The 11,409-nt window shown below is 65.9% G+C and carries 14 protein-coding genes; 7 read left to right on the plus strand and 7 right to left on the minus strand.

Annotated features, from left to right (window positions below):
- Positions 1-47: 47 nt before the first annotated feature.
- Positions 48-1,082 (plus strand): tRNA preQ1(34) S-adenosylmethionine ribosyltransferase-isomerase QueA, encoded by a 1,035-nt coding sequence (gene queA, locus FHS75_RS02215; protein WP_179406082.1) that lies wholly within the window; start codon positions 48-50, stop codon positions 1,080-1,082.
- Positions 1,083-1,086: 4 nt separating this feature from the next.
- Here the strand turns inward: queA and FHS75_RS02220 are convergent, their stop codons facing one another.
- Positions 1,087-2,313 (minus strand): aromatic ring-hydroxylating oxygenase subunit alpha, encoded by a 1,227-nt coding sequence (locus FHS75_RS02220; RefSeq protein WP_179406083.1) that lies wholly within the window; start codon positions 2,311-2,313, stop codon positions 1,087-1,089.
- Positions 2,314-2,437: 124 nt separating this feature from the next.
- Here FHS75_RS02220 and FHS75_RS02225 point away from each other — a divergent pair, with 124 nt between their 5' ends.
- The 5 genes from FHS75_RS02225 (at position 2,438) to parA (ending at position 6,930) form a co-directional block, all read left to right on the plus strand.
- Positions 2,438-3,385, plus strand: coding sequence for an ABC transporter ATP-binding protein (locus tag FHS75_RS02225; RefSeq protein ID WP_179406538.1), 948 nt, complete (start codon positions 2,438-2,440; stop codon positions 3,383-3,385).
- Positions 3,382-4,146, plus strand: a complete 765-nt coding sequence (locus tag FHS75_RS02230; RefSeq protein ID WP_179406084.1) for an ABC transporter permease — start codon at positions 3,382-3,384, stop codon at positions 4,144-4,146. Before FHS75_RS02225 ends, FHS75_RS02230 begins: the two co-directional genes overlap by 4 nt.
- Before the next feature lie 18 nt (positions 4,147-4,164).
- Positions 4,165-5,085 carry a DUF481 domain-containing protein gene (locus tag FHS75_RS02235; protein WP_179406085.1) on the plus strand — a complete coding sequence of 307 codons (921 nt, stop codon included), beginning with the start codon at positions 4,165-4,167 and terminating at the stop codon, positions 5,083-5,085.
- Positions 5,086-5,091: 6 nt separating this feature from the next.
- Positions 5,092-6,216, plus strand: a complete 1,125-nt coding sequence (gene tgt / locus FHS75_RS02240; RefSeq protein WP_179406086.1) for a tRNA guanosine(34) transglycosylase Tgt — start codon at positions 5,092-5,094, stop codon at positions 6,214-6,216.
- A gap of 78 nt (positions 6,217-6,294) precedes the next feature.
- Positions 6,295-6,930: a ParA family partition ATPase gene (gene parA / locus FHS75_RS02245; protein ID WP_179406087.1), complete on the plus strand. Its 636-nt coding sequence runs from the start codon at positions 6,295-6,297 to the stop codon at positions 6,928-6,930.
- A gap of 66 nt (positions 6,931-6,996) precedes the next feature.
- Here the strand turns inward: parA and rpsD are convergent, their stop codons facing one another.
- Entirely contained in the window at positions 6,997-7,611 is a 615-nt protein-coding gene (gene rpsD, locus FHS75_RS02250; RefSeq protein WP_179406088.1) for a 30S ribosomal protein S4, read from the minus strand.
- 238 nt (positions 7,612-7,849) lie between these two features.
- On the opposite strand from rpsD, the gene FHS75_RS02255 reads away from it, so the two are divergent.
- Positions 7,850-8,164, plus strand: coding sequence for a chorismate mutase (locus tag FHS75_RS02255; RefSeq protein WP_179406089.1), 315 nt, complete (start codon positions 7,850-7,852; stop codon positions 8,162-8,164).
- Here FHS75_RS02255 and FHS75_RS02260 read toward each other — a convergent pair.
- Genes FHS75_RS02260 through rpiB form a run of 5 tightly spaced genes read right to left on the minus strand, consistent with a single transcriptional unit; the run spans position 8,161 to position 11,354 of the window.
- The gene (locus FHS75_RS02260; protein ID WP_179406090.1) at positions 8,161-8,895 is read right to left on the minus strand and encodes an RNA methyltransferase; all 735 of its coding nucleotides are present in this window, start codon (positions 8,893-8,895) and stop codon (positions 8,161-8,163) included. The two genes, FHS75_RS02255 and FHS75_RS02260, sit on opposite strands and share 4 nt — an antisense overlap.
- 1 nt (position 8,896) lies before the next feature.
- Positions 8,897-9,358 carry a transcriptional regulator NrdR gene (nrdR, locus tag FHS75_RS02265; RefSeq protein WP_179406091.1) on the minus strand — a complete coding sequence of 154 codons (462 nt, stop codon included), beginning with the start codon at positions 9,356-9,358 and terminating at the stop codon, positions 8,897-8,899.
- Between the two features lie 11 nt (positions 9,359-9,369).
- Positions 9,370-9,600, minus strand: a complete 231-nt coding sequence (locus FHS75_RS02270) for a hypothetical protein (RefSeq protein WP_179406092.1) — start codon at positions 9,598-9,600, stop codon at positions 9,370-9,372.
- A 4-nt stretch (positions 9,601-9,604) separates the two neighbouring features.
- Complete coding sequence (glyA, locus tag FHS75_RS02275) at positions 9,605-10,903, minus strand: serine hydroxymethyltransferase (protein WP_179406093.1); 1,299 nt, start codon at positions 10,901-10,903, stop codon at positions 9,605-9,607.
- A 16-nt stretch (positions 10,904-10,919) separates the two neighbouring features.
- Positions 10,920-11,354 (minus strand): ribose 5-phosphate isomerase B, encoded by a 435-nt coding sequence (rpiB, locus tag FHS75_RS02280; protein ID WP_179406094.1) that lies wholly within the window; start codon positions 11,352-11,354, stop codon positions 10,920-10,922.
- Between the last annotated feature and the right edge of the window lie 55 nt (positions 11,355-11,409).

The raw sequence follows: 11,409 nt of genomic DNA on the forward strand, positions 1-11,409 counted from the left end.
GCGTCCGGAGGACTTGCGGCGCCGCGCCGCTGCGCTAGAGGCGCGGCATGCGCGTAGACCTTTTCGATTTCGAACTGCCGGCCGAGCGGATCGCCCTGCGCCCGGCGCGTCCGCGCGATGCGGCGCGCATGCTGCTTGTGCGGGGAGGAGGCATCCTCGAGGATCGCGGCGTGCGCGACCTGCCGGCCATCCTTCGCGAGGGCGACGTGCTGGTCTTCAACGACACGCGCGTCATCCCCGCGCAACTCGAGGGTCGTCGGGGGGAGGCGCGTGTCGGCGCAACGCTCCACAAGCGGATCGACCTTCGCCGGTGGCAGGCCTTCGTGCGCAACGCCAGGCGGCTGCGAACGGGTGATATCGTCGAATTTCCGGCGGGCGTCACGGCGATTGCCGAAGATCAACTGCCCGACGGCAGCTGGACCTTCCGATTCGAAGGCGACGAGCCGGTCGAACTCCTGCTCGAAAGGGCGGGCCGCATGCCGTTGCCGCCATACATCGCGGGAAAGCGGGAGACCGACGAGGCGGACCGTTCCGACTACCAGACGATGTTCGCGCGCGAGAAAGGCGCGGTCGCCGCGCCGACGGCGGCGCTGCACTTCACGCCCGAGCTTGTCGAGGCGCTCGACAAGGCCGGAGTCGGGCACGAGACGCTGACGCTCCACGTCGGGGCGGGTACGTTCCTGCCGGTCAAGGCCGAAGAGACGCAGGACCACCGCATGCATGCCGAGTGGGGTCGGATCGATCCGGTGACCGCTGATCGCCTGAACGCGGCGCGTGCCGGCGGCGGGCGTATCGTCTCGGTCGGCACGACCAGCCTGCGCCTGCTCGAAAGCGCCGTGGACGACGACGGCATCATCCGGCCCTTCGAAGGAGACACCTCGATCTTCATCACGCCGGGTTATCGCTTCAGGGCGATCGACGGACTGATGACCAATTTCCACCTGCCGCGCTCGACGCTGTTCATGCTCGTCAGCGCCCTGATGGGCCTCGATACGATGCAAACGGCCTATTCGCATGCGGTGGTCGGGGAGTATCGCTTCTACTCGTATGGTGACGCTTCGCTGCTCCTGCCCGGCTCCTGACGGATCAGTCGGCGGTGAAGGGGGCCAGCAGCTGTTTCACCCGCAGGTCCTCGGGAATGCGGTCGATACCGATGCGACGGTCGAATTCCTCGTGCATCCAGTAAATTCGCCGCTCCTGGTAGCACAGCGTCATCCCGGTGAACGCGCCCGAATCGAGCGAGCGCTGGATGCCGGCGAGGAACTGGAAGTCCTCCTGCTGGATCTTGTCGTAGTTTTCCACGAACGTGCGCCAGTATTCTGAATTCTCGGCGTTTTCCTCCTCCGGCCCGGCGCCGACGAAGATCAGCTCGCATTCGCAGGTGCCCCGGCTCGTCGGCCAGAAGGTGACGAGCGGAAAGCCGCCCGAATCGAACGGCGCGACGAAGTTCGGGAAGATGCCGTAGGCGCAGTTGTTGGCGCGAAAGATCTCGGGGACAGTCTCGATATCGTATCGTTCGACGTCGTCGGTGCCCCAGGTTCCGCCCTGCGCGCTGTAGCGCTTGGGCAGCGCCATGCGAGTGTGACCGCCCTTGAACATGGCAATCGAGGTACCCTTGCCGTCGAGCAGCTTGTCGACGGTTTGCGGATGGATCGCCTTGACGTGATAGGCTTCGAGAAAAGCGTCGAGCGCGGCCTTCCAGTTGCAGGTGATCTCGTAGCGCAGGTATCCCTTGATGCGCAGGTTCGCCATGTCCAGCGGCGCCAGGTCCTCGACAAGCTGGCCGAGGTCGTCGAGCAGCGGGGCCGCCCCGCTGTCGAAGTTGAGGAAGATCCAGCCGTCCCAGGTTTCGCAACGTACTTCGAGCAGGCCGTGTTCGGCCTTGTCGAACTCGCCGAAGTCATGCTCCTCGGGCACGCGGATAAGGCGGCCCGTAAGGTCGTAGCACCACGAATGATAGCGACACACGAGCAGGTTGGACTTGCCGCACTTGTCGCCGACAATCGGCGCGCCGCGGTGGCGGCAAGTGTTGTGGAACGCGCGGATTTCGCCGTCGGTGCCGCGGCAGATGATGACCTGCTTGCCCAGCCTGTCGAACAGCTTGTACTGCCCGCTCTTCGCGATCTCCTCCTCGCGGCCCGCGACCAGCCAGCTGCGCATCCACAACTGCTCCATCTCGAGCGCGTAGAACTCGTCGCTGGTATACCGGCCGCCCGGGATTTCCGGCAGCGTGGGAAAGCCTTCAGGATGCGTGTTGCGCTGCAGTTCGTAGCGGATCTGCTCCTGAAGGGCGGAAGCGTGCGCGGCTTTCATCGAATGTCCTCTCGTCGTTTCGGTCGGGATATCGACTGAATTTGCGCAGGCCAACTGCCATTTTGGTGGACTGGTCCCCGATGGGGCTTGGATATGGGTGACTTCGCCCGCATCTAGGTCGCTCATGGAACCGATCCTCGACATTCGCGGACTGACCAAGACGTACCGGAACGGCGTGACCGCGCTCGACGGCGTGGACCTTCAGATACGCAAGGGCGAAATCTTCGCGCTGCTGGGGCCGAACGGGGCGGGCAAAACGACGCTGATCGGCGCGATATGCGGCCTCGTGCGACCGTCGGGAGGCACCATCTGCGCATTTGGCGAGGACCTGTCGAAAAGCTGGCGCACGGCGCGCAGGCGGATCGGCCTGGTGCCTCAGGAAATGGGCCTCGACATCTTCGACCTCGTCGAGCGCAACGTCGCCTATTCGCGCGGCATGTTCGGATGCGCGCCGGATGCCGGGCGGATCGAGGAAGTGCTGCGGTCGCTCTCGCTCTGGGACAAGCGCAAGGAGCGCATCAAGGACCTGTCGGGCGGCATGAAGCGCCGGGTGCTCATTGCCAAGGCGCTGGCGCACGATCCCGACCTGCTGTTCCTCGACGAGCCGACCGCCGGCGTCGACGTCGGCCTGCGCCGCGACATGTGGCGCCAGATCGAGGCGCTGCGCCAGCGCGGCACCACCATCATCCTGACGACGCATTATATCGAGGAGGCCGAGGAAATGGCCGACCGCGTCGGCGTCATCAGCAACGGGCGCATCCTTCTCGTCGACGACAAGGACACGATCATGGCGCGGCTCGGCCGGACCGAGGCGCGCTTCACGCTCGAGGAACCGGTCACCGAACTGCCCGAGCCGGTCTCCGGCTTTCCCGTCCATCTCGAGAACGAGGGCCTGACGCTCGTATATCGCGGCGGAGACGGAACGGGCAGGGGCAAGCGCGAGGTGGCGGACCTGACCCGCGCGCTGGTGCAGGCGGGAATTGTCTTCGAGGCGCTGGAAACCGCCGAATCGAGCCTCGAGGAAATCTTCGTCGACCTGGTCGAGGACGAGCGCAGGGAAGACGCCGCATGATCAACTGGCGCGGTACCATCGCGATCTTCAACTACGAGATCCTGCGCGCGTTTCGCACGTTCTGGGCTTCCATCGCATCCCCGGTGCTGACGACGGCACTTTATTTCATCGTGTTCGGCGCGGCGATCGGAGGACGGATCGAGGAAATCGACGGAGTCGCCTATGGCGCCTTCATCGTGCCCGGCCTCCTCATGCTCACGATGCTGAGCCAGAGCACGTCGAACGCCAGCTTCGGCATCTACTTGCCGCGCTTCACCGGCTCGATCTACGAACTGCTGTCGGCGCCTGTCGGCGTCACCGAGACACTTCTCGGCTTCGTCGGAGCGGCAGTCGCGAAGTCGCTGCTGCTGGCCGCGATCATCCTGGCCACGGCGACCTTGTTCGTCGACTATTCCATCGTCCATCCGGTCCTGGCGGTGGCCTACATCTTCCTCGTCGCGGCGGCGTTTTCGCTGTTCGGCTTCATCCTCGGCATCTGGGCAGACGGGTTCGAAAAACTGCAGATCGTCCCGCTGCTCGTGCTGACCCCGCTGACGTTCCTTGGGGGCACCTTCTACTCGATCGACATGCTCGAGGAGCCCTGGCGGACGGTCGCGCTGATCAATCCCATCGTGTACCTCGTGAACGGACTGCGCTGGACCTTCACCGGCACTTCGGAAATCTCCATCGGAGTGTCGCTGGGCATGACAGTGGCGTTCCTCGTCCTGTGCGTTGCCATCATCGCGTGGATTTTCCGCACGGGCTGGCGGCTTCGCGAATGAGGCGCTAGCACGCGCGGCATGAGACTGCCCGCAATTGCCGTACCGCTCGTCGCCAGCTTCGTCCTTGCCACGCCGGCCCAGGCTGCATTGCCCGAGGCCGTCCGCGCGATGCTCGAGAATGCGATGCGCACCGGCGACAAGGATAGCGTCGATGCCGTCGTGCGTGTCGCCAAGGACACGCTACCCGGCGAAAGCGCCGAGATCGACGACATGTACCAGCGCTTCGAGGAACGGCAGGCGCGCCTTGCCAAACGCGAAGCCGCGCAGGAAACCGAACGCGTTCGCGACGCCGGTATTCTCGAACTCTGGACCGGCGAGGGCGAGATCGGGGCTTTCCGCGCGACCGGTAATACGAGCAATCTCGGCTTCGCGGTCGGGCTCAAGCTGGAGCGGAAGGGGATCGACTGGGAGCATCAACTGCGGTTGCGCGCGGATTACCAGCGCGACCGGGGCCGCACCACGCGCGAGCAGTACCTGGCGGCCTACCGTCCGCGCTACACCGTCGACGACGGGTTCTTCCTCTTCGGGCTCGCCCAGTACGAACGCGACCGGTTCCAGGGGTACAGCGCCCGCTACACGCTGTCCGGCGGCGTCGGCTACAAGCTGGTGGACAGCGAGGACATGACCCTGGCGGTGGAAGCCGGCCCCGCATGGCGACGGACCGAGTTCGTCGGCGGCGCATCCGATGCCTCGTGGTCGGGCCTCGCCTCGCTCGATTTCGACTGGCAGATCGCCGAGGCCGTCAAGCTGACGCAGGACGCCAGCGCCTACCTCGAAGCCGACAATACGACGCTGATTTCGGCGACCGGCCTCGAAGCCGGGATGTCCGACGGGCTGAAAGCACGGCTCTCTTATACCGTCGAGCACGACACCGACCCGCCGGCCGGAGCCGTCAGCACCGATACGCTGTCACGCTTCACGCTGGTCTACGGTTTCTGAGAGCGGATGGCGCGTTTCGATTTCACGATCCGGGCGACCGACGGAGGGGCCCGTACCGGTACCATCGCGATGCCGCGCGGCGAGATTCGCACGCCCGCCTTCATGCCGGTCGGCACCGCCGCGACGGTAAAGGCGATGAAGCCCGAGGCGGTGCGGGAAAGCGGCGCCGACATCATCCTTGGCAATACGTATCACCTGATGCTGCGCCCCGGCGCGGAGCGGGTCGCGAAGCTTGGCGGACTCCACCGCTTCATGAACTGGCCCCGCCCGATCCTGACCGACAGCGGCGGGTACCAGGTGATGAGCCTGTCGGACCTGAGGAAGATCACCGAGGAAGGCGTCACCTTTGCAAGCCACCTCGACGGATCGCGGCACCTGCTGACGCCCGAACGCTCGATGGAAATCCAGCGCCTGCTCGGCTCCGACATCGTCATGGCGTTCGACGAGTGCCCGCGCGCCGACCAGCCGCGTGACGAGATCGCCCGTTCGATGGAAATGTCGATGCGATGGGCCAGGCGCAGCCGCGAGGGCTTCTATGCGGGCGGAGAGCACGCGGAAGGAGCGGCGCTGTTCGGCATCCAGCAAGGCGCGCTCGACGAGGAACTCCGCCGGCAGAGCGCGGATGCACTCGTCGATATCGGCTTCGACGGTTACGCGATCGGAGGCCTCGCAGTCGGCGAGGGGCAGGAAGCGATGTTCGCGACGCTGGACTTCGCGCCTGACCAGCTTCCCGCGGACCGTCCGCGCTACCTCATGGGTGTCGGCAAGCCCGACGACCTTGTGGGTGCAGTCGAGCGCGGGGTCGACATGTTCGATTGCGTGCTGCCGACGCGTTCGGGGCGCAACGGGCAGGCGTTCACCTGGAACGGTGCGATCAACCTTCGCAACGCGCGCTTTGCCGAGGATACCGGGCCGCTCGACGAGCGTTGTACGTGCCCGACCTGCGCGACCTATTCGCGCGCCTACCTGCATCACCTCGTCAAGGCGGGGGAGATGCTCGGCGCGATGCTGATGACCGAGCACAACCTGGGCTTCTACCAGCAACTGATGCAGGCGATGCGCGAAGCGATCGGAGAGGGCCGGTTCGCCGGCTTCGCCACGCAGTTCCGGCGCGAATATCTCAACGGTTGACAAGTCCTGCCGCCGGGCTGGACTTCGCAGTTGCAGCATAGGAATATGGGCGACCCGTCAATCAGGGAGTCTCGCCACATGCCCACCGTCGCCATCGTCAGCCAGAAGGGCGGTTCGGGAAAGACGACGCTAGCACTCCATCTCGCCACCTGCGCCGCCTACAGCGGGCGGCAGGCGTGCATCGTGGATACCGATCCGCAGGCGACGGCAGCCGCGTGGGGGGACTGGCGCGGCGATTTCCTTCCCGAGGTGGTGACCTGCCCGCCGGTCCGGATCGTCAGCACGATCCAGCGGGTGACCCGCGCCGGCGCCGAATTCGTCGTCATCGACACGCCCCCGCTCGGCGATTCCTCGGCCCGGGAAGCGGTGCGGGCGGCCGACCTCGTCCTGATCCCGGCGCGTCCGCGAGCTTTCGACCTGCACGCGACCGAGGCGACCGCCGAACTTGTGAATTTCGTCCGCAAGCCGGCGTTCGTGGTGCTCAATGCCGTACCCGCGCGGGCAACCAGGCTGATCGACGAGACGACCCGGTTCGTCGAGAAGCTCGGCCTCAAGGTCTGCCCTGTCCGCTTCGGCGAGCGCGCGGCCTTCCACAAGTCGTCGGCATCGGGCGAAGTCGCTTCGGAGGCCGAACCCGAAGGCAAGGCCGCCGGAGAGGTCGACGCTCTCTGGAAGTGGACGCGCAAGCAGCTCGGCATGCCCGCCAAGGGCTGATTGTCGCGCGCATACGAAAAGGGCGGCCCCCAAGGACCGCCCCTGTCGTTCGCCTGTGCGAGAGTATCAGCGCGAATAGAACTCGACGACGAGGTTCGGTTCCATCTTCACGGGATAGGGCACCTCGTCGAGCGTGGGCACGCGCACGAAAGTGATCTTGTCGTTGCCCTCGGGCGAGACGTAATCGGGAATCTCGCGCTCGGGCAGGGCCTGCGCCTCGATCACGAGGGCCATTTCCTTGGCCTTGTCGCCCAGCGACACGACGTCGCCGATCTTCACGCGGCGGCTGGCGATGTTGCACTTCACGCCGTTCACGCGGATGTGGCCGTGCGAGACGATCTGGCGCGCGGCGAAGATCGTCGGGGCGAACTTCGCGCGATAGACGACCATGTCCAGCCGCTGCTCGAGCAGACCGATCAGGTTCTGGCCGGTGTCGCCCTTCATCTTGGACGCTTCCTGGTAGGTGCGCTTGAACTGCTTCTCGGTAACGTCGCCGTAGTAGCCCTTGAGCTTCTGCTTGGCGCGAAGCTGGATACCGAAGTCAGAAAGCTTGCCCTTGCGGCGCTGGCCGTGCTGGCCGGGGCCGTAGCTGCGGCGGTTGACCGAACTCTTCGGGCGGCCCCAGATGTTCTCGCCCATGCGCCGGTCGAGTTTGTACTTGGCGCTCTTGCGCTTCGACATAAGTCGTCTCCAATCTGCTGTCGCCGCCGGCATGGCAGCGCTCTCAATGTCCCGGGGCGCACCGCTGCGCCTTGCTGCGCAGCGCGGCCACCGCTTCACCGGGGTGCGGGGCCGACAGGACGAGCCCGCCGGTTGGGCGGGGTCCAAGTGAAGGGGTGCCCTTACGATGGTTTGCGCGAAAGTCAAGCATGTGCAGGCCCCACTCGACGCGGGCGCGGAGCGCGGCTAGGGGCCTTCCATGCCGGACAAGACCCTGCCGCCCGACGAATGCGAGACCATGGCCGAAGTGCGTGCCGGGATCGACGCCCTAGATGCCGAGATCGTGCGCCTGCTCGCCACCCGCTTCGGATACATGCGCGCCGCCGCGCGGATCAAGCCCGAACGCGGCCAGGTCCGCGACGAGGCGCGCAAGGCCGAAGTCATCGCCAATGCGCGCGCGCATGCGGACGCGCACGCCATACCGGCCGAGGTCGTGGGCGAGATCTGGGAACGGCTCGTCGAGGGATCGATCGCCTACGAATTCGACCGCTGGGACGAGCGGCGCGAAGGCTAGTCGCGACTGCCGGGCTCGCGTTCGAGCGTGGAGAGCACGCCGCGCATGGTCCGCACTTCCAGCGAGTTCCAGCCCGGCTTGGTCAGCATGTTGCGCAAGGTTCGGCGCGACGCGGCAGCGCGGCTTTCGGGCCAGAAGTACTTTCGCGGCTCGAGCAGCGCTTCGAAATGGCCTACGAGGCCTTCGAGTTCCTCCTGTGGAGCAGGCGGCAACTGCTCCTCGGCGGTCGGCTGAACCAGCCCCTTTGCCTTCGACCATTCGTAGGCGCACAGGATCACCGCCTGCGCGAGGTTGAGCGAGGCGAAGTCGGGATTGATAGGAACCGTGAGGATCGAGCGGGCAAGGGCGACCTCGTCGGTTTCCAGGCCCGAACGCTCAGGGCCGAAGACAATCGCGGATCGCGCGGTGACGCCGTGGATTCCCGCGGCCGCCTGCTCGGGCGAGACCACCGGCTTGGTCACACCGCGCTTGCGCACGGTCGTGGCATAGACATGCGGGCAATCGCCGACTGCCTCGGCCAGGGTATCGAACACGCGTGCGCTCTCGAGCACCGTGTCGGCGCCCGCTGCTGCCGGGCCGGCGCTAGGGTTGGGCCATCCGTCGCGCGGAGCGACCAGCCGCAATTCGGTGAGCCCGAAATTGAGCATCGCGCGCGCCGCCTTGCCGATGTTCTCGCCCAGTTGCGGGCGGACGAGGACTATGGCGGGCGGGGGGCCGACAGTGTCGGTCATCTCAGGAACTTCCGGCATCGCGCACCGTGCTGGCAAATTCCTCGAAGTCGCGCGCCTCGGTGAAGTCGCGGTAGACACTGGCGAAGCGGATGTAGGCGACGGTATCGAGCTGGCGCAGCCCGTCCATCACCATCTCGCCGATCTCCTTGGAGGCGATCTCGCTTTCGCCGAGTGTTTCGACTTGTCTCTGGACGCCGGAAACGAGCTGGTCGATGCGTTCGCGCGATATGGCGCGCTTGCGGCAGGCAAGCGTTACCGATTGCTCCAGCTTCGACCGGTCGAACGCCTCGCGCTTTTCGTTCGACTTGACGACCGTGACTTCGCGAAGCTGGATGCGTTCGAAGGTCGTGAAGCGCGCACCGCAGCCGGAGCACTGGCGCCGCCGGCGGATCGCGGTGGAATCGTCGGTCGGGCGCGAGTCCTTTACCTGGCTGTCGTCATGCGCGCAGAACGGGCAGCGCATCTATGCCGCCATCAGTCGGGACGAATGCGCTTGTAGAACTTGTATCCCGCACCCGCCGCAAAGCCGAGCGGAACGCCCACGACCGGCAGGATCGCGGCCGCGACCGCGCCCATCGCGCCCCAGGCAAGCACCGGCTTGGTCGAAGGGTGGTCGAAGCCGTCCTGGAGCATTCCGGCAAGTTCCTCACGCGCATCGCGGCTGAAGCTGCTGCCGCCACGGGGATCACGATTGTCCTGTTCCATCACCTTATCCTTCGTAGATAGGGAAGCGGTCGCAAAGTGCCTCGACCCGCAAGCGGACTTCGGCTTCCAGCGCAGGGTCGCCTTCCTCGCCCTTGCGGGCAAGCCCGTCGAGAACGTCTGCGACCATATGACCTATCTCGCGGAATTCTGCGGGTCCGAAACCGCGCGTCGTGCCGGCGGGCGTGCCGACGCGGATGCCGCTTGTCTTGACGGGCGGCAGCGGATCGAACGGAATGCCGTTCTTGTTGCAGGTGATACCGGCGCGCTCCAGCGCCTCGTCGGCATCCTTGCCGGTGACACCGAGCGGAGTGAGGTCGATCAGCGCCACGTGCGTATCGGTGCCGCCCGCGACCACTTCGGCGCCGCGGTCCTTCAGGGTCGCAGCAAGGACCTTCGCGTTCTCGACCACCCTGGCCGAATAGTCCTTGAACTCGGGGCGGAGCGCCTCGCCGAATGCGACAGCCTTGGCGGCGATGACATGCATCAGCGGGCCGCCCTGCAGGCCGGGGAACACCGCCGAATTCAGCTTCTTTGCAAGCTTCTCGTCATTGGTCAGGATCATGCCGCCGCGCGGACCGCGCAGGGTCTTGTGCGTCGTTGTGGTCGCGATATGCGCATGCGGAAAGGGCGAGGGGTGCACGCCGGCCGCGACCAGCCCCGCGAAGTGCGCCATGTCGACATGGAAGATCGCGCCAACCTCGTTGGCGATCACGCGGAATCGGGCGAAGTCGATGATGCGCGGATAGGCGCTGCCGCCCGCGATGATCAGGCTGGGACGATGTTCCTTGGCCAGCCGCTCGACCTCGTCGTAGTCGATGAGGTGCGTGTCGCGGGTCACGCCGTACTGCACGGCGTTGAACCACTTGCCCGAAAGCGCGGCCTTGGCGCCATGGGTGAGGTGGCCGCCGGCATCGAGGCTCATGCCCAGGATCGTGTCGCCCGGCTTGACTGTGGCGAGCAGCACCGCGCCGTTGGCCTGCGCGCCCGAATGGGGCTGCACGTTGGCGAAATCGCAGCCGAAAAGCTTCTTTGCGCGGTCGATGGCCAGCGTCTCGACCTCGTCCGACGGCCCGCAACCCTGATAGTAGCGCTTGCCGGGGTAGCCTTCCGCGTACTTGTTCGTGAGGACCGAGCCCTGCGCTTCCAGCACGGCTTTCGAGACGATGTTCTCGCTCGCGATCAGCTCGATCTGCTTCCTCTCGCGCCTGAGCTCGCTGCCGATGGCGGCGGCGACGTCGGGATCGCTTGTCGCAAGGCTGTCGGTGAAGAAGCCGGGGGCGCGGACGAGGGTTTCGGTGGTCATGGCGCGAGCCTTTACTTCAGGAAGGGTTGGAGAGCTTTTCGACCCGGCCGGCATGACGACCGCCGCCGAAATCGGTGGAGAGAAAGGCGTCGAGACAGGCTTTCGCCATGTCGGGGCCGGTCAGGCGCGCGCCCATCGCGATGCAGTTCGCATCGTTGTGCTCGCGCGAGAGGGCGGCCGAAAGCGGCTCCGATACCAGCGCGCAACGGCACGCCGGATTGCGGTTGACCGCCATCGAGATACCGATGCCAGAACCACACAACGCGACGCCGCGTTCGGCCGTGCCATCGGCCACGACCGCGGCGAGTTTGTAGCCGAAATCGGGATAATCGACCCTGTCGGCGGTGTCCGGGCCGAGGTCCGCGACCTCGTGTCCCTGCTCGATCAGGTGCTCGCGCAGTTCGGCTTTCAGGTCGACGGCGGCATGGTCAGAAGCGATGGCGATGCGCATGAAGACGTTCTTTACAGGATGGTGACTCGTTTGTCGCACGCGAGATAGGGGCAAA

The organism is Novosphingobium marinum, assembly GCF_013408095.1.
GTDB lineage: Bacteria > Pseudomonadota > Alphaproteobacteria > Sphingomonadales > Sphingomonadaceae > Novosphingobium > Novosphingobium marinum.

Coding starts and splice junctions, on each gene's coding strand:
- FHS75_RS02270 (WP_179406092.1), bottom strand. CDS start 9,600: ATGGAACAGGACAATCGTGATCCCCGTGGCGGCAGCAGCTTCAGCCGC.
- FHS75_RS02235 (WP_179406085.1), top strand. CDS start 4,165: ATGAGACTGCCCGCAATTGCCGTACCGCTCGTCGCCAGCTTCGTCCTT.
- FHS75_RS02225 (WP_179406538.1), top strand. CDS start 2,438: ATGGAACCGATCCTCGACATTCGCGGACTGACCAAGACGTACCGGAAC.
- FHS75_RS02260 (WP_179406090.1), bottom strand. CDS start 8,895: ATGACCGACACTGTCGGCCCCCCGCCCGCCATAGTCCTCGTCCGCCCG.
- rpiB (WP_179406094.1), bottom strand. CDS start 11,354: ATGCGCATCGCCATCGCTTCTGACCATGCCGCCGTCGACCTGAAAGCC.
- FHS75_RS02220 (WP_179406083.1), bottom strand. CDS start 2,313: ATGAAAGCCGCGCACGCTTCCGCCCTTCAGGAGCAGATCCGCTACGAA.
- FHS75_RS02230 (WP_179406084.1), top strand. CDS start 3,382: ATGATCAACTGGCGCGGTACCATCGCGATCTTCAACTACGAGATCCTG.
- FHS75_RS02255 (WP_179406089.1), top strand. CDS start 7,850: ATGCCGGACAAGACCCTGCCGCCCGACGAATGCGAGACCATGGCCGAA.
- glyA (WP_179406093.1), bottom strand. CDS start 10,903: ATGACCACCGAAACCCTCGTCCGCGCCCCCGGCTTCTTCACCGACAGC.
- parA (WP_179406087.1), top strand. CDS start 6,295: ATGCCCACCGTCGCCATCGTCAGCCAGAAGGGCGGTTCGGGAAAGACG.
- nrdR (WP_179406091.1), bottom strand. CDS start 9,358: ATGCGCTGCCCGTTCTGCGCGCATGACGACAGCCAGGTAAAGGACTCG.
- tgt (WP_179406086.1), top strand. CDS start 5,092: ATGGCGCGTTTCGATTTCACGATCCGGGCGACCGACGGAGGGGCCCGT.
- queA (WP_179406082.1), top strand. CDS start 48: ATGCGCGTAGACCTTTTCGATTTCGAACTGCCGGCCGAGCGGATCGCC.
- rpsD (WP_179406088.1), bottom strand. CDS start 7,611: ATGTCGAAGCGCAAGAGCGCCAAGTACAAACTCGACCGGCGCATGGGC.